Source organism: Synechocystis sp. LKSZ1 (genome assembly GCF_040436315.1).
Classification (GTDB): domain Bacteria; phylum Cyanobacteriota; class Cyanobacteriia; order Cyanobacteriales; family Microcystaceae; genus Synechocystis.
The window spans coordinates 3,627,296-3,643,840 of record NZ_AP031572.1; the positions used below are offsets into that span (position 1 = coordinate 3,627,296).

The 16,545-nt window shown below is 52.0% G+C and carries 19 protein-coding genes; 10 read left to right on the plus strand and 9 right to left on the minus strand.

Features of this window, described 5'->3' with window-relative positions:
• Positions 1-146: 146 nt before the first annotated feature.
• From ABXS88_RS16470 to rsgA, 6 genes are all read left to right on the plus strand, one after another.
• On the plus strand, positions 147-464 hold the full coding sequence (locus ABXS88_RS16470; RefSeq protein WP_353673128.1) for a 2Fe-2S iron-sulfur cluster-binding protein: 318 nt from the start codon (positions 147-149) through the stop codon (positions 462-464).
• Between the two features lie 138 nt (positions 465-602).
• Positions 603-1,331 (plus strand): nucleotide exchange factor GrpE, encoded by a 729-nt coding sequence (gene grpE / locus ABXS88_RS16475; protein WP_353673129.1) that lies wholly within the window; start codon positions 603-605, stop codon positions 1,329-1,331.
• Between the two features lie 107 nt (positions 1,332-1,438).
• Positions 1,439-3,466, plus strand: a complete 2,028-nt coding sequence (gene dnaK, locus ABXS88_RS16480; protein ID WP_353673130.1) for a molecular chaperone DnaK — start codon at positions 1,439-1,441, stop codon at positions 3,464-3,466.
• Between the two features lie 83 nt (positions 3,467-3,549).
• A complete protein-coding gene (gene dnaJ, locus ABXS88_RS16485) occupies positions 3,550-4,677 on the plus strand; it encodes a molecular chaperone DnaJ (RefSeq protein ID WP_353673131.1) in 1,128 nt (375 codons plus the stop codon).
• Positions 4,674-4,937: a sulfurtransferase TusA family protein gene (locus ABXS88_RS16490; RefSeq protein ID WP_353673132.1), complete on the plus strand. Its 264-nt coding sequence runs from the start codon at positions 4,674-4,676 to the stop codon at positions 4,935-4,937. The genes dnaJ and ABXS88_RS16490 overlap by 4 nt, the downstream gene beginning before the upstream one ends.
• Positions 4,927-6,036, plus strand: a complete 1,110-nt coding sequence (gene rsgA, locus ABXS88_RS16495) for a small ribosomal subunit biogenesis GTPase RsgA (RefSeq protein WP_353673133.1) — start codon at positions 4,927-4,929, stop codon at positions 6,034-6,036. The genes ABXS88_RS16490 and rsgA overlap by 11 nt, the downstream gene beginning before the upstream one ends.
• A 1-nt stretch (position 6,037) precedes the next feature.
• Here rsgA and ABXS88_RS16500 read toward each other — a convergent pair whose 3' ends face one another.
• Together ABXS88_RS16500 and ABXS88_RS16505 are read right to left on the minus strand one after the other, a co-directional pair.
• On the minus strand, positions 6,038-6,637 hold the full coding sequence (locus ABXS88_RS16500; RefSeq protein ID WP_353673134.1) for a DUF1517 domain-containing protein: 600 nt from the start codon (positions 6,635-6,637) through the stop codon (positions 6,038-6,040).
• 4 nt (positions 6,638-6,641) lie between these two features.
• Positions 6,642-7,247, minus strand: coding sequence for a thylakoid membrane photosystem I accumulation factor (locus ABXS88_RS16505; RefSeq protein ID WP_353673135.1), 606 nt, complete (start codon positions 7,245-7,247; stop codon positions 6,642-6,644).
• Between the two features lie 100 nt (positions 7,248-7,347).
• On the opposite strand from ABXS88_RS16505, the gene ABXS88_RS16510 reads away from it, so the two are divergent.
• Entirely contained in the window at positions 7,348-7,767 is a 420-nt protein-coding gene (locus ABXS88_RS16510; protein WP_353674840.1) for a J domain-containing protein, read from the plus strand.
• On the opposite strand, the gene ABXS88_RS16515 is transcribed toward ABXS88_RS16510, so the two are convergent.
• Positions 7,759-8,457 carry a C40 family peptidase gene (locus ABXS88_RS16515; protein ID WP_353673136.1) on the minus strand — a complete coding sequence of 233 codons (699 nt, stop codon included), beginning with the start codon at positions 8,455-8,457 and terminating at the stop codon, positions 7,759-7,761. The two genes, ABXS88_RS16510 and ABXS88_RS16515, sit on opposite strands and share 9 nt — an antisense overlap.
• Positions 8,458-8,505: 48 nt before the next feature.
• Between ABXS88_RS16515 and ABXS88_RS16520 the strand changes: the two genes are divergently transcribed.
• Positions 8,506-8,889 (plus strand): Rieske (2Fe-2S) protein, encoded by a 384-nt coding sequence (locus ABXS88_RS16520; protein ID WP_353673137.1) that lies wholly within the window; start codon positions 8,506-8,508, stop codon positions 8,887-8,889.
• An 85-nt stretch (positions 8,890-8,974) separates the two neighbouring features.
• Here the strand turns inward: ABXS88_RS16520 and petE are convergent, their stop codons facing one another.
• Complete coding sequence (gene petE, locus ABXS88_RS16525) at positions 8,975-9,340, minus strand: plastocyanin (protein ID WP_353673138.1); 366 nt, start codon at positions 9,338-9,340, stop codon at positions 8,975-8,977.
• Positions 9,341-9,550: 210 nt separating this feature from the next.
• Here petE and ABXS88_RS16530 point away from each other — a divergent pair, with 210 nt between their 5' ends.
• Positions 9,551-9,850 (plus strand): YkvA family protein, encoded by a 300-nt coding sequence (locus ABXS88_RS16530; protein WP_353673139.1) that lies wholly within the window; start codon positions 9,551-9,553, stop codon positions 9,848-9,850.
• 87 nt (positions 9,851-9,937) lie between these two features.
• Here ABXS88_RS16530 and apcB read toward each other — a convergent pair whose 3' ends face one another.
• The 4 genes from apcB to truB all read right to left on the minus strand — a co-directional run bounded on the left by apcB (position 9,938) and on the right by truB (position 13,052).
• Positions 9,938-10,447: an allophycocyanin subunit beta gene (gene apcB, locus ABXS88_RS16535; RefSeq protein WP_353673140.1), complete on the minus strand. Its 510-nt coding sequence runs from the start codon at positions 10,445-10,447 to the stop codon at positions 9,938-9,940.
• Positions 10,448-10,634: 187 nt separating this feature from the next.
• Positions 10,635-11,678, minus strand: coding sequence for a hydrogenase expression/formation protein HypE (hypE, locus tag ABXS88_RS16540; protein ID WP_353673141.1), 1,044 nt, complete (start codon positions 11,676-11,678; stop codon positions 10,635-10,637).
• Positions 11,679-11,685: 7 nt separating this feature from the next.
• A complete protein-coding gene (locus ABXS88_RS16545) occupies positions 11,686-12,114 on the minus strand; it encodes an FxLYD domain-containing protein (protein ID WP_353673142.1) in 429 nt (142 codons plus the stop codon).
• A 56-nt stretch (positions 12,115-12,170) separates the two neighbouring features.
• Entirely contained in the window at positions 12,171-13,052 is an 882-nt protein-coding gene (gene truB, locus ABXS88_RS16550; protein ID WP_353673143.1) for a tRNA pseudouridine(55) synthase TruB, read from the minus strand.
• A 193-nt stretch (positions 13,053-13,245) separates the two neighbouring features.
• On the opposite strand from truB, the gene dnaK (ABXS88_RS16555) reads away from it, so the two are divergent.
• Positions 13,246-15,150, plus strand: coding sequence for a molecular chaperone DnaK (gene dnaK, locus ABXS88_RS16555; protein ID WP_353673144.1), 1,905 nt, complete (start codon positions 13,246-13,248; stop codon positions 15,148-15,150).
• Positions 15,151-15,461: 311 nt separating this feature from the next.
• Here dnaK (ABXS88_RS16555) and ABXS88_RS16560 read toward each other — a convergent pair whose 3' ends face one another.
• Positions 15,462-16,448 (minus strand): RNA polymerase sigma factor, RpoD/SigA family, encoded by a 987-nt coding sequence (locus ABXS88_RS16560; protein ID WP_353673145.1) that lies wholly within the window; start codon positions 16,446-16,448, stop codon positions 15,462-15,464.
• Between the last annotated feature and the right edge of the window lie 97 nt (positions 16,449-16,545).

The window sequence follows — 16,545 nt, forward strand, 5'->3', positions numbered from 1 at the left end:
TTTTGGGTCCCTGTTTTCTACCCAAGCAAGCCAACAAATCAGGCTATAATCATCCCTCGGTGTAGCGATGCTCTAGGAGATCTCCCTCCGAGCCGCTTTATCCCAGTTTTTATCCAAAATTAGGAACTCCTTTTTAATTATTAACCATGGTCAATACCTATACTGCCGAAATTCAGCATCAAGGCCAAACCTATACGATCTCTGTTCCCGAAGACCAGACGGTTTTGCAGGCGGCGGAATTAGCAGGTCTCTCTCTACCGACCTCCTGTGGTGCAGGGGTCTGTACAACCTGTGCGGCCCTAATTTTGTCAGGCCAGGTGGAACAAAGTGATGGTATGGGGGTTTCCCCGGAACTCCAGCAGGAAGGGTATGCTCTGCTCTGTGTAGCCTATCCCCGTTCCAATCTCAAAATTGTCACGGAGAAGGAAGACGAAGTCTACCAACGGCAGTTTGGCAAGGCCTAGTCCCCAAAGATTGTGATTGAAAGCGCAAGCTCGGGTTAGAATCAGGGAGTAATCTTAAGACCTTAGACCAGGGTTAAGCCAACGGAGCCTAATCTTAACTCGGCTAACTGAGTTGTTTTTGTCCCGACCTCTACCACTATGAACGAAGCACAACTTCCCCTAGATGCCCTAGACCATTCTCCGGAAGAAATCCTGGCCAGCGATGAGGCCAGTCCGGAGTTACCAGAGCCTTCTCCATCCGACAGTGCTGAGGTTACGTCCCATCCAGAAGATAGCGTTGAGGAGGGAGAACCCGCCACCAGTCCCGAGCAAATCATCGCCACTCTCCAGGGGGAATTGGCAAGCCACCGTCAAGAACTGGCTCAGCAGGCCGAGCAACTAGAGTTGTATAAAAAGCGCTATATGGGCCTGGCCGCTGAATTTGACAACTTCCGTAAGCGGACTCAGCGTGAACGGGAAGACCTTGAAAAACAGGTCAAAGGTAAAACCATCACAGAACTTCTCAACGTGGTCGATAATTTTGAGCGGGCTCGAACCCAACTCAAGCCTTCTACAGAAGGGGAAATGGAGATCCATAAAAGCTATCAGAGTGTTTATAAAAGCTTTGTTGATAGTCTAAAACGATTGGGGGTGACGGCCATGCGCCCAGAAGGTCAAGCCTTTGACCCCAATTACCATGAGGCGATGTTGCGAGAAGCAACGGACGCTCACCCCGAAGGAACCGTCATCGAGCAACTGGTGCGGGGCTACCTGCTGGAGGATTTTGTCCTACGCCATGCCATGGTCAAGGTTGCCGCCCCGAAAGAAGATGTGATAACCTCGGACGCAACCAGTCTTCCAGAAGACGCTGCTCCTGCTGCTGAATAGTTCCAGACCCTTGCTATCCGGTCGCCTAAATCTGCTCCTCTTTTTTTTTTGACCAGCGTCATTAAACCGAGGCGCTAGACCAACTACCAACCACCTCGTCACCGATTATGGGTAAAGTCATTGGTATCGATTTGGGAACCACCAACAGTTGTGTTTCCGTTCTAGAAGGCGGTAAACCGATCGTGATCCCCAATGCCGAGGGCGGCCGGACAACCCCAAGTATCGTCGGTTTTGGCAAGGGTTCCCAGCGACTAGTGGGCCAATTAGCCAAGCGCCAATCCGTTACCAATGCAGAAAATACGGTTTACAGCATTAAGCGTTTTATCGGCCGCCGTTGGGACGATACCGTAGAAGAACGCTCTCGTGTTCCCTACAACTGCACTAAGGGACGAGATAGTACGGTCAATATCGATATTCGAGGCCAGCAGTTTACTCCCCAGGAAATTTCCGCCATGGTTCTGCAAAAGCTCAAGGCTGATGCCGAGGCCTTTTTGGGGGAAACAGTTTCGGAAGCCGTGATTACCGTGCCGGCTTATTTTACAGATGCCCAGCGTCAGGCCACGAAGGATGCCGGAGCGATTGCGGGTTTGGAGGTCTTGCGAATTATTAATGAACCCACGGCGGCTGCCCTGGCCTATGGTTTGGATAAACAAGATGAAGAAGAATTGATCCTGGTCTTTGACCTCGGGGGAGGCACCTTTGATGTTTCCCTACTCCAGTTGGGCAATGGGGTCTTTGAGGTCGTCTCGACGGCAGGAAATAATCATCTGGGGGGAGATGATTTCGATAATTGCGTGGTGCGCTGGATGGTGGATAACTTTAAGGCCCAGGAGCATATTGACCTCAGCGGGGACAAAATGGCCCTCCAGCGTTTGCGAGAAGCGGCGGAAAAGGCCAAAATTGAGTTGTCGAGTATGCTAACCACCTCCATCAACTTACCTTTCATTACTGCCGATGAAAGTGGGCCAAAACATTTGGAAACAGAACTGAGCCGGAGTCAATTTGAGGAACTGACGAAGGACCTCCTCCAGGCAACCACCGTTCCCCTGACCCAGGCCTTAGATGATGGGGAAGTGAAAGCAAAGGACGTGCATCGGGTTATTTTAGTTGGAGGATCGACTCGGATTCCTGCAGTACACCGTATCATTCAGCAATTTTTCCCCGAAAGTCAGTTAGACCGGTCGATTAACCCCGATGAAGCAGTAGCCTTAGGAGCCGCGATCCAGGCGGGGGTTATCGGCGGCGAAGTCGAAGATGTCCTTCTTCTGGATGTCACGCCTCTCTCCTTGGGAATTGAAACTCTCGGAGAAGTCTTTACCAAAATCATTGAACGAAATACAACAGTTCCCACTAGTAAATCCGAGGTATTTTCCACCGCCGCTGATGGCCAAACCTCCGTTGAAATCCATATTTTGCAGGGGGAACGGGCCATGGCCAGTGACAATAAGAGCCTGGGCAAGTTTTTGTTAGCTGGCATTCCACCGGCCCCCCGAGGCGTTCCCCAGATTGAAGTCAGTTTTGAAATTGATGTCAATGGTATTCTTAAGGTGTCGGCCCAGGATCAAGGCACTGGGCGGGAGCAGAGTATTCTTATTAGTAATACTGGGGGCTTAAAAAGTGCAGAAATCGAAAGAATGCGTCAAGAGGCTGAACAGTATGCAGAACAAGATAAGCGGCGGATGCGTTTGATAGAACTCCAAAACCAAGCTGATAGCCTCTTCCATACCTACGACACCACTCTCACAGAGAATGGCGAGCAAATCCGAGAAGACCTTAAGCAGGAGGCCCAGCGGAAAAAAGAAGAATTGGCCGTGGCCCTGCGGACGCCCAATACAACGGCTGATCGATTACAAGCCCTGGTAGAAGCCTTCCGCCAAGTTATTTTAATTATGGGAACCGAAATCTACCAGCAAGGAAGTGCTGCAGGCGGGCGTAGTTTTGAGACCTTTGGTTCCCAATTCATTGAACCGGTGGATACCCAGTCCCATCGCTATACCACCCGGGCCACAGAAAGTGGTATTGAAAGCATAGCGGGGCAAATTAGTTCGTCAGCTTCTTTCTTTGCCGATGAGGAAGGGGTGTTTGATTTTGATGCCGACGAAACCATTACCGCTGACTATGAAGCGGTAGATTAAGGCCACTGTGCCCGACTTCCCAGAAGTTTGCTACAGTAAACACTGAACCGATCTAAACCGATACAACAGTCAATCAGAGCCTTATGCCAGGGGACTACTACGAAACCCTCGGAGTTGCGAGGGATGCGAACAAAGAGGATATTAAACGGGCCTTTCGGCGTCTAGCTCGGAAGTACCATCCGGATGTGAATAAAGAACCCGGCGCAGAGGAAAAATTTAAAGAAATTAATCGAGCCTACGAAGTCCTCTCGGAACCCGAAACGAGGGAACGCTACGACCGCTTTGGAGAAGCGGGGGTGAGTGGTGCAGGGGCCGCTGGTTACGGCGATGTGGATATGGGCGGCTTCGCCGACATCTTTGAAACCATTTTTGGCGGCTTTGGTGGTATGGGAACGGGCCCCACTGGCCGACGGCGCACTGGCCCTACTCGGGGAGATGATCTCCGACTAGACCTCAAACTTAGTTTTCAGGAGGCCATTTTCGGGGGCGAAAAGGAAATTCGCATTCCCCATCTCGAAACCTGTCAGGCCTGTCAAGGGAGTGGAGCCAAATCCGGAACCGGCGTCAAAACCTGCGGGACTTGTAATGGCGTGGGTCAAGTCCGTCGGGCTACAAGAACCCCCTTTGGGAGCTTTGCCCAGGTTTCTGCTTGTCCGACCTGTAATGGTGCTGGCGAGGTGATTGAAGAGAAATGCGAGGCCTGTGGCGGTGCGGGCCGCAAACAAGAAACCAAAAAGCTCAAAATTACTATCCCTGCGGGAGTCGATGATGGGACTCGTTTACGGGTTTCCAAGGAAGGGGATGCGGGCCTGCGGGGCGGGCCACCGGGGGATCTCTACGTTTATCTTGCCGTTGAAAGCGACCGCCAATTTGTGCGGGAAGGCATTAACATCCGCTCAGAACTGGAAATCAGTTATCTCCAGGCCATTCTAGGCTGTCGTTTAACGGTGGAGACGGTGGACGGAGAGGCGGAATTAGTTATTCCAGCGGGAACTCAACCTAATACCGTCCTGACCCTAGAAGACCGGGGGGTGCCCAAGCTGGGAAATGCTACCCTGCGGGGAGACCAGTTGATCACGGTACGGATTAATATTCCCACTCGTATTAATAATGAGGAACGGGAATTATTAGAACGTCTGGCCCATATCAAGGGAGAAAGCCATGGTAAAGGCGGCCTGGAAGGATTCCTGGGAGGCCTATTCCATAAATGAATACTGCTGATGCCGGGGTCTTAGACCTGCGGGGAACTCCCTGCCCCGTTAATTTTGTCCGCACCAAACTCAAGCTTACCCAAATGGCCCCAGGACAAACCCTCACTGTTTGGCTAGATGCCGGGGAACCCATTGAACAAGTTCCCCATAGCCTCGCCTTGGAAGGATACGAGCACCAATTCCTAACGCCTCTGGCGCCAGGGCCAGGTTACAGTTTAACCATTCGAGTGCCCGATTCTCTCGACCGTCGTGACCCCTAGGACGCCTTTCCCAACAGGATTAGAGACCGCCCAGGCCTGGGGAACCGTCATTGCCATTCAGGCCAATTATTATCTAGTCAAATTAATGGAGCCGGAGGCCGGTCAGCCTCTCCTCTGCACTCGCCGTACCCGCCTTAAAAAAGTCGGCCAGAAGATCATGGTGGGTGACCGGGTGGGGCTAGAAGAAATTGATTGGCCCTCGGGCCGAGCGGCGGTGATGGGGGTGGCCCCCCGACAAACGGAACTCTCCCGCCCCCCGGTAGCCAATGCTGAACAAATTATCTTGGTTTTTTCCCTAGCAGAGCCGCCCCTAGAGGTCTGGCAGTTGAGCCGTTTTTTGGTTAAGGCGGAATCGACCCACCTCCAACTCCAACTTTGCCTCAATAAATGCGACTTGGTTAGGGAAAGCGACATTCAACAGTGGCAAGAACGACTGGGACAATGGGGCTACCATCCCATTATTTTTAGTAATGTCAGCCAACGGGGCCTGACTACGCTCCAGAGCAAGCTTCATCACAGGATCACCCTCCTGGCAGGGCCGTCGGGAGTGGGCAAGTCCAGCCTAATTAATCGTCTGATCCCCGGCAGTCAACAGCGAGTAAACACCGTGTCTGGCAAGCTGCAAAAAGGCCGCCATACCACCCGTCATGTGGAGTTGTTTGAAATCCCTGGCGGGGGCCTCCTGGCGGATACACCGGGCTTTAACCAACCCGACCTGGAAATTTTGCCCTCTCAACTGATCCACCAATTTCCTGAAGCTCGACCACCGCTGGAAGCTGGGCAATGCTACTTCAAGGATTGTTTGCATCGTGGCGAACCGGGTTGTGCCGTGTCCCAAAATTGGGAGCGTTATCCCCATTACCTAAAATTTTTAGAGGAGGCCTTGGCGGAAGTACCTTGCCAGGGAACGCCGGATACGGATACTGGACTCAAACTCCGCATTGGCCAGGCGGGCCAAAAATACTATGAGCCGAGGCTGGAAAGTAAAAAATATCGACGCGATTCCCGCCGCAGTAAACACCAACACCTGCAAACCCTATACCCAGAAAACTCTCCCGGTGGAACCCTAGACATCACCGACCTAGATGAGGGCCTGTAGTCTAGAGGGGCACTAACTCAGGGAAATTTAACAACACCTGTTCATCGCTGAGTTCATCTCCCAATTGAGCTGGGGAAAAGTGAACTTGGATCGCTTCAAGCTTCTGTTGATAGTGCAGGTTAATTAAGGCTTTCAGACCATACTCCAGGGCCTCCCGTTCGGCTAGATTGGTTTCGAGGTCGGGAACTTCCCCCGTGAAGGCAACGGTGAGCATCACCACCAGATTAGGGGTGAGGGGAATGGTTAGCCAATCATCGGTTGGTGTTTCGGTTCCACTGGGTACATCAGCGAGGTAACGCTGGGCTGAATCGGTAAATAATTCATTAACGTAGTCCCCCGCGTCCCCCTCGGCCCAAAAGACTTCGCCTTCATTGGCAGCGGCTTCCCAACTGGCGTTGAGTTGTAGGAGATGTTGGCAGATATCCACCAGGCCTTCTCCCATCACTGTCAAGTCGCCGTCCGCCTCCATGGCTGCTCGACCGGCTTGATTCAAGACACCGAGGAGAGGGGGAATATCTGGCCCCCGGAGATGAATAAAAATACGGGAAACGACGTAGCGAGTTTTCCCCGTTATACGATTGAATTGATCACGCAGGCCCATACTCTTATTGCTCCACTAACTCACTATTGAACTCATTAAAGGTTCTCTGTTTAAGCGTGACGGATTCAGAGCGGGGCAGAAGATTGAAGAGGTCTCGCAAAACATCATCCACCACTTCAAACTTCACCACTCCCTTGGCATTAAAAATTTGCTTACCCTTAGCGTCGAGAATCACCGTTTGGGGAACTACGCCTTGGTAGTAGCGGCCAGGATCGTCCTTGGCATACTTGGCCTGGGGCAGGAGGGAATCCACGCTCACGGGAATAATGCTCGTCGCCCGACCATAGAACTCTTGGATGCGAGAAACAATAAATGCATACTCCTTGCAGTCCTGGCTGTCATCTAGGTAATAGACCAAGACCACAGGCAACTGACGCTGGAAAGATTCGGCCAAACTCAGACGGGGCGGTACCAGGGAACCATTACCCGCATAGACCACGAAAATATTGCCATCGAGACGGTCATCATCAATGCTCGCCAGGGCCGGGGAGGAGCTCCAAAGGCTAAAACTTAGGCCCAACACCAGTAGAGCACTAACCAGTCGATGCCAGCCCCGGAACCAGGCCTGGGGAACCCAAAAGGACTCAGTGAAGTTTTGAAAAGAACTCATTAAAATGATTGAATGCGAAGGGATTACTTGACCGAAACCTGTGACTCAAGAACGCACCAGCGCCCGAACCTATGGGCGGGAACTCTCAACCCAGACTCGATTGCTCAATAGTCATTATGCTATTTTAGGGCTGCATCCGTCTGCCTCTCCCCTAGAAATTCGGCGGGCCTACCGAGATTTAAGTAAGCGATTCCATCCCGATACGACCCAGCTTGCGCCCGATTTAGCTACGGCGAAGTTTCAGCGTCTGAACGAAGCCTATGGTATTCTCAGTCACCCAGAAAAACGGGCCCTCTACGACCTCAAAATTGGCTATAGCCGCTACAACGTTATCCAGGCCCCTGTTGATCCCCGCCAGACGGATGCCCAGGACTCCAAGTCGGCCTATCTCGATGCGACGGACCGGCCCCTCTCGGCGGGAGAAATTTTTGCTTTAGCTTTACTCAGCCTGACGCTTCTGGGTTGTCTAGGTCTGGCCTTCCTGATGGCCTGGCTCCGGGGAGAACCGCTATTATCCTAGGGTATCCTCAGGGGGTACATAGCTCTGGGTAACTCGGCCGCAACTCCACCATTTACGGAAATAGGCCTGGGCAATGGGGCCGCCATCCTCCCGTAGGAGATCAATGCCAATGCCATTACGTCCCATACTCTGGCCAGAACTGTGGATATACTGGCCCTCTCCCAGATACAGGGCTACGTGATCTACTCGCTCAGTGCCAAAAAAAATCAAATCTCCTGGCCTGAGCTCTGCCATGGCTACGGGTTGGCAAAACGCTTCCTGTTGATAGGAGTCTCGGGGTAACCAAATACCGACGGAGCTAAAGGCTGCTTGGACTAAACCCGAACAATCGTAGTTTGGGCCAATATTGCCTCCCCAAAGATAGGTATTGGGACGGGTCTCGGCTTTTAAGGCATAGTCCAGCACGACGGCTAAACGAGGCTCAATCTCGGCACGGGCCAGGAGCATGGGTTGGTAGACCTGGGGGGCCGGTTCTAGAAAAGACAATTGGGCGAGGGGAAGCCAGGTGAGATAACCATCCTCCGCTTGGCGGACTTGAACAGCTGTCTCGGTATATTGCTCTGTGAAACGTAGCTGACGGCCCTGAGCGGCCTGAGTCGCTAGGGTTTGACAATCGGGCCCATCGTAGAGATTGAGGGGGGCCTGGCAGAGATATTCACCACTAGGAGAGTGAGGGAGAGCCGGGAGCATAGGCAAATTGATTGCGGCCGGGGAACCCCCCTTAGCCTAGACTGGAGAATGTTTATCGATACTATTCTGGCATTGAAAATGGTTTGGACAACAGCATTAAAAGAAGCCGATTTACCCCAAGGCAGCCGTCGAGTCGTTAAGCTCAACCAACAGTCTCTTCTGCTATTAAACCAAGACGGCCATATTTACGCCGTCAGTAACACCTGTCCCCACCTGAAACTCCCCCTGAGCAAGGGAAAAATTGTTGACGGGGCCATTGTTTGTCCCTTTCACCGCAGTGCCTTCGATTTATGTAGTGGTGCAGCAAAAGACTGGACGCCCTTTCCCCCTGTTGTTGGCAAGGTTCTTGGCATGGTCTCGGCGGAGAAACCCCTCCCCGTTTTTCCCGTTAAGGTTGAACAGGGTGAAATTCTAGTCGATCTTGCCGTCTAGATCTAAGAAAAATACAAAAACCCCAACCCGAGTTGAGTTGGGGGCTTTCGTCCAGGTTACGCCTGAAACCCATCAAATAGCGCTGTTATTGGACAATCACTTTGCCCACCATGCCAGCACCCCGGTGGGGTTCGCAATAGTAGGTGTATTCTCCAGCTTCCGCAAAGGTAGATTCAAAGGATTCACCGGGGGAGAAGACGAGGCCCTTGTGGGAGAGTTTGGCGGAATCGGCCCCTTCAAAGACAACGTTGTGGGGAGAGAGTTTGTTGTTAACCCATTGGACGGTGTCGCCGGCTTTGATGGTAACGGTGGGAGGGTCGAATTGGAGGGTGCCACCATCGCCACCCATTTTGATCTTGACGGTATCAGCGGCGGCAGGATTGACAGAGAGGAAAAAGCTCGTGACCACGAGGAGCAGACTAGCTAGTAGTAATCCCAGTTTTTTAGACATTAGTTTTCTTCCAGGTAATATTCTAAGACCCAAACCCAAGACCGGCGAGCAGAGCCTCCGCTTAGAACATGGTTTGGTTTGACTTATTGTAAAACTTATATTACACCGAAGTTTGACCATTTGTCGTAGTTTCTAGGGCCAATCGGTAATCCACACCGGCAAACCGGCCCTTGCTTAGGGAAAATAAAAATAGTGTTTGAGGCATCGGCCATGAAGTTTTCTCTGCAGTCGCTCTATACCCTCTATCGCAGTGGTATCCGCAATCGAAAATATCGTTGGTGGATTATTTTGGGAACCCTGGTCTATCTCCTAAGTCCTCTGGATATCGCCCCCGATCTGTTACCGATTGTGGGACAAATCGATGATGTGGTGCTGGTGACGCTTCTCTTAACCGAAGTCTCTCAATTAGTCCTAGAGCATTTTCAAAACCGCAACCGTGCCTCAGGGACCCAAGAGGAGTCGGACTCAACCGCTAAAACGGTTGAAGTGGAAGTGGTGACCCTAGACTAGGCCCAAAAAGCCCCAATATTGCTTGGGGCTAGCAGTCAATCATTCTTGGTATCAGGCTAGAGGTGGTGTGCTCCTGAACTAGGGGGCCTAGACAGAAATTTCGGCTAATTCCTGGGCCATATGCTCGAAGGGGGCCTCTATAAAGCTTGTACTAGTAACACCTTGGCTAGCGGCCATTTCCACCACCATTTCTTTCATAATTTGAATGCCCCGTACCGTTGGGCCAATGGGAACGCCAAGGGAGTTGTAGGTTTCCCGCAGGCCCTGAAGAACCCGTTCATCCAGGACATTGTTATCACCGGCTACCAAGGCATAGCTGGCGTAGCGGAGGTAGTAGTCCATGTCCCGCAGACAGGCGGAAAAACGCCGGGTGGTGTAGGCATTACCGCTGGGGCGAATCAGTTCCGGCACTTCTTCAAAGAGTTGAGCAGAAGCCTTTTTGACGATTGTTGCTGAATTGGCATTGATCATGCTCGCGGCCGCAATCCGAGCCGAGCCCGACTCAAAATAAGCCTTGAGCTGATCCATGGCATTACGGTCTAGGTAACGGCCAGTAATATCGTAATTTCTAATTAAAGTTGTAACCGCGTCTCGCATTTAAAATTTTCTCCCAACAGCAGTTTATGATGAATGGCTTAGGGACAGCCGAGTTTTGTTCTTCTACCTATCATTATTTCCGAGTGAACGCAAGTCAAGCCACCCCTTAGGGAAGATACAAAACTACATGATCTGGTTTAGCAAAAATTTGGGGTTCCTTCGTATCGGCGGCTAAGCCAATCCATAGCTAACAAATACGGGGCAATTGTTCTCCACTTAAGCGACCTAGAATGCGCCGGGCTCCGAGGGAACTGCGGAGGGTGACTTGCCCTAAGACTGAAGTAGCTGGGCCCGTTACCGTACCGATCAACGTGGCCTGGGGATGATAGCGTTTGAGAATCGCCAGGGCCTGGTCGTAGTTTGCGGGTGGGACAAAGGCCACTAGACGGCCCTCGTTGGCAACGTAGAGGGGATCAAGACCCAGTAGCTCACAGGCCCCCCGCACGGTCGGGATCACTGGAATCGCCGCCTCTTCAATTTCCAGGGCCAGGTTGGCCCCCTGGGCAATTTCATTGAGGGCACTGGCCAGACCCCCCCGTGTTAAATCCCGCAGGCAATGGAGCCGCACCCCAGCTTGGAGCAATTCTAGTACTAAATCGGCCAGAGGTTGACTATCACTTTCCAAGGGCGACTCAAAACAAAAGCCCTCGCGTACTGCCATAATGGCCATGCCATGGCGGCCCAGATCCCCACTCAGGAGTACCTGATCCCCCACCTGGATTTGAGAGGGATTAATCCTCTGATCATGTTCTAGTTGGCCAATGCCAGCGGTATTAATGAACAGGCCATCCCCCTTACCGCGATTAACGACCTTAGTATCCCCCGTAATAATTTGTACCTGACAGGCCTGGGCGGCCTGTTGCATGGATTGCACAATCGACCAGAGGAGTTCCATGGACAGGCCCTCTTCTAGAATGAAACCCGCACTCAAAAAACGGGGCCGGGCTCCACTCATGGCTAGATCATTCACCGTACCGTAAACGGCTAAGGAACCAATATCGCCCCCCGGAAATATCAGGGGATTAACCACGTAGGAATCGGTGGTAAACGCTAACCTTTGGCTAGGCATTTGGAAGACCGCTGAATCATGGGCTGCACCATCGGGCCGGCCAAAGGCGGGCCAAAAAATTTGCTCCAGTAGTTGTTGGCTGAGGGTTCCACCACCGCCGTGGGCCAGGAGCACCTGGGGATAACAGTCTAGCGGCAGAGGACAAGTGATCGCAGCAGGCATGATGGCTTTAGAGGCTTTGACCCCGAATTTTGGCTGAAAATCCTGCCGCTTTAAACTGCTCTAGGCGGATGGGCAGGGGTTGTTCTGCGGGGACGCTAATTCTGACTTCAAATTCACTTTTACCGGGGGGGATTTCAGCAATATTGCCGATCCGAGTCCGGTTCTGCATAGCGGGTTCGCCATTGGCATCGTAAATACGCCCAAAAACATCAGCATCATAGACGGTTTTTCCCGTCTTATTGTTAGCAGTGCCCGTCACGATAAAACAGTTAGCCGGATCGCTAGAGCCACTGGTGACATTACCTTCTGCCAGTTCGGGAGGACAATTTTTATAATCCACATTGCTGAGGGGAATTTCCGTCATGGCCCAGGCCGGTGGAGCCATCGCCGTGACCAGCAAGAGGAAAAAGAGGGTGAGGGTCAGCAAGAAACGCATAGGGAACACTGGAAGGAATCTTGTTCGCTAGTCTATCACGGCTTTTTAGAAGGACTTCAAGGCGCTAAAACCACCTTGGGTTGCAGAAACCAGCCGCTTTCTGTCTCTCGCCGGTGCCCAATACCGACACAATTGCCTTGATCGTCCAACATCAAATAAGTTGGCTCTATCGGGGAGGAGAGCGGCAGACTCTTGCCCTGAAACCAAAACCGGGTTTCCTGTTCCCCCAGATGATGCTGGGGCAGATGGGCCAATACCGTAACGGCAGACTGGAGTAAATTTTCGGGATTTTCACTATCTGCTAGTTGTTCTAGGGTAATGCCTTGGTCTAACCGCATGCCGCCGCTCTCTAGGCGTTCCAGGCCTGCTAAGGTTCCTCCCACCCCCAGGGCCTGGCCGAGATCTCGAGCAATGGCCCGGATATAGGTTCCCTCGCCACAGGCCACCTGTAAGGTCAATTCCGGGGCCTGGCCCCCTTGCCAATCCAAAACATCCAGGGCGAACACCTCCACCTGGCGACTGGGCACTTCCACCATTTTCCCGGCTCGGGCTAAATCGTAGAGACGTTGGCCGTTCACTTGAATGGCGCTGTATTGGGGGGGGATTTGAGTAATTTGGCCTAGAAATGAGGGTAACTGGGCTTCTACTGCTTGGAGGCTCAGGCCCGAGGCGTTGGTGTCCTGGAGAATGGTACCCGCTAAATCATCGGTGCTGGTCTGTAGGCCAAAGCGAATTTTAGCGCGATACACCTTGCGTGTCGGGAGGTAGTTGAGCAAGCGCGTGGCCCTGCCCACCGCGATAGGCAGAACCCCGGATGCTAACGGATCTAAGGTTCCACCGTGGCCCACCCGTTTTTCCCGCAGTAGTCGTCGAACCTTGGCCACACAGTCGTGGGACGTCCAGTGCAAGGGCTTATTCAAATTCAAAAATCCAAACATGACTGCCGATGAATTGGTCGATTAACAAGGCCTTGGGGCCTATCCCGCTAGGTAGGTACGGGAACCTACACTTCCGCCTAGGCAGGGGTCTCCGTCACACTAAGAGGTGAACGAAGGGACGTTAGGTAAACCCCAAAGCTTATGATTAGTCGTTCAATCTTAGTCCTTATAGTGAATTGGAGTTAACTCAATTATGGGAAAGGTTGTTGGTATTGACCTTGGTACAACAAACTCTTGCGTCGCCGTGATGGAAGGCGGTAAGCCGACGGTGATTGCCAATGCTGAGGGGTTTCGGACAACGCCCTCTGTGGTTGCCTACGCCAAAAATGGGGATCGTTTAGTCGGCCAGATTGCCAAGCGCCAGGCCGTCATGAACCCCGGTAATACATTTTATTCTGTTAAGCGTTTTATTGGTCGCCGTCACGATGAAGTGACCCACGAATCTACTGAAGTCGCCTACAAAGTCCTGCGGGATAGCAACGGCAATGTGAAACTCGATTGCCCGGCCCAGGAAAAACAGTTCGCGCCGGAAGAAATTTCCGCCCAGGTGCTCCGCAAATTAGTCGATGATGCCAGCAAATATTTGGGCGAACAAGTTACTCAGGCTGTCATCACGGTTCCCGCCTACTTCAATGATTCCCAGCGGCAGGCCACCAAGGATGCGGGCAAAATCGCCGGCATTGAAGTGTTACGGATTATTAATGAACCCACCGCCGCCTCCCTGGCCTACGGTCTTGATAAGAAAAGCAACGAAACCATTCTCGTCTTTGACCTTGGGGGTGGAACCTTCGACGTTTCTGTGCTAGAAGTCGGGGACGGCGTTTTTGAAGTCTTGGCCACCTCCGGTGATACCCACTTGGGCGGCGATGACTTCGATAAGAAAATTGTGGACTACCTCGCCGCTGAATTTAAGGCCGCTGAAGGGATTGACCTCCGTCAAGACAAACAGGCCCTGCAACGTCTGACCGAAGCCGCTGAAAAAGCCAAAATTGAACTGTCGGGCGTTACCCAGACCGAAATCAACCTCCCCTTCATTACTGCTACCCAGGATGGCCCTAAACACCTCGACACAACCCTCACCCGGGCAAAGTTTGAGGAACTCTGTGCCGATCTGATCGACCGTTGTCGTATTCCTGTGGAGAATGCCATTCGGGATGCCAAAATCGACAAGAGCGCTCTGGATGAAGTAGTGTTGGTCGGCGGTTCGACCCGGATTCCTGCCGTTCAGGAATTGGTGAAAAAAGTCCTAGGCAAAGATCCCAACCAAGGGGTTAACCCCGATGAAGTGGTGGCAGTTGGAGCCGCTATCCAAGGCGGTGTCCTGGCTGGAGAAGTCAAAGACATCCTGCTGTTGGACGTGACGCCCCTTTCTTTAGGGGTCGAAACCCTCGGCGGTGTCATGACCAAAATCATTCCCCGTAACACCACCATCCCCACCAAAAAATCAGAAACCTTCTCCACCGCTGTGGATGGCCAAACGAATGTGGAAATCCATGTTCTGCAAGGGGAACGAGAAATGTCTCGAGACAACAAGAGTCTGGGAACCTTCCGTTTAGATGGCATTCCGCCAGCTCCCCGTGGCGTTCCTCAAATTGAAGTGACCTTTGATATTGATGCCAACGGAATTTTAAATGTAACGGCTAAAGACCGTGGCACCGGCAAGGAACAGTCCATTAGCATCACGGGGGCTTCCACCCTGCCCGATACCGAAGTCGAGCGGATGGTCAAAGAAGCGGAAGCCAATGCCGCCGCCGATAAAGAACGTCGGGAAAAAATCGACCGCAAAAACCAGGCCGATTCCCTCGTTTACCAAGCCGAAAAACAACTCAGCGAACTGGGCGATAAAGTCCCTGGTGCCGATAAGTCTAAAGCCGAAGGGCTGATCAAAGACCTGAAAGCGGCCATTGCGTCAGAAGATGACAGCAAAATCCAGACCTTATTACCAGAGTTACAACAGGTGCTCTACAGCATTGGTACGAGTATGTATCAACAAGCCGGTGGTAGTCCAGAAACGGGCGGCCCTTCTGGTGCCGGTGCGAGTGGCCCTGCGGGGGATGATGTGATTGATGCTGAATTCTCAGAGCCAGACAACAAATAAGCCAGTCGCCTCACTCATGTAGTTTATTTAGGGACGTATCCTTGGGATATGTCCTTTTTTTGTGCCTCATACCAAATCTCTGAAGCCCAACTACATCGCTGACCTCACCCGTCTTCTCCTTGTGAAGGGAGGTGCCACAAGCGGAGGGGGAAAAATCGATAGACCTTGTTTGGAGAATTGGTATAAGAGGCCGAACACAGTATCAACCGATAATCCGGTTGTTGATGGGCCAAAAAAACGTTACTGATCGGTCAACCTGACTCTGATTCAGCAACGCCCTAAAAACGAGATAACGGGAGCAAAAAGACCGATTAACCGGCCACGAGATATTCCTCAACGTTGGAACGGCGACGACGCAGATGGGCCAGGGCCTGATGTTCTAACTGACGGACTCGTTCCCGGCTAATATTCAACCGCTGGCCGATCTTGGCCAAGGAAAGTTCCTTGCCGTCCTCTAGGCCAAAACGAAGGGTTAAAACCGCTTGTTGTTGGGGGGTTAATTCCGCTAGCAAGCTGTGGAGGTCTTGACGCATTAACTCCTGGGTAATGTAGAGGTCGGGAGAAATACCACTGTCCTCTAGTAGCTCCGAGAGTTCGGTATCTTGGTTATCTCCGACGCGGACATCGAGAGAAATGGGTTGCCGTGACATACTCAGATACTCACGGATTTGGGCCGGTTCCAGTTCTAGGGCCTGGGCAATTTCCACCGGTGTGGCGCTCCGGCCTAATTGTTGGGCTAATTCCCGCTGAGTTTTTTTGATTTTATTGAGCTTTTCTGTGATGTGGATGGGGAGGCGGATGGTACGGCCCTGTTGGGCAATGGCCCGAGTAATGGCCTGGCGAATCCACCAGTAGGCATAGGTCGAGAATTTATAGCCTTTAGTGGGGTCAAATTTTTCCACGCCGCGTTCTAGACCTAGACTTCCTTCTTGGATCAGATCTAGAAATTCCATATTGCGTTTTTGATACTTTTTGGCAATGGCAACCACTAAGCGCAAATTGGCCTCAATCATTTTTTGCTTTGCTCGTTGGCCTTGATGCAGGGCCCGACGGAGGTCTTCGATGGTCAGGGACAGGGACTGCGCCCATTCTTCTAGGCTGGGGTCACGCTGCAATTGTTGGGTTAAGGTTGCTTTTTGGTCGAGGAACCCCATCATTCGTTGGACGTGTTTGCCGTAAATAATTTCCTGTTCATGGGTTAACAAGGGAACCCGACCAATTTCATGCAGATAAGACCGCACCATATCCGCTGAGAAGGTTGGTTGTTTTGTAGCGGTGTTAAGATTAGCGGTAGGCATTACGGGGTTGACTCCTTAAAAACAGCAAGAGTTCTGCTATTAGTTCTACTTTTCCCAAAAATGCAGTAAACTGAGTCACTGGGAAAGTCTACGTTAC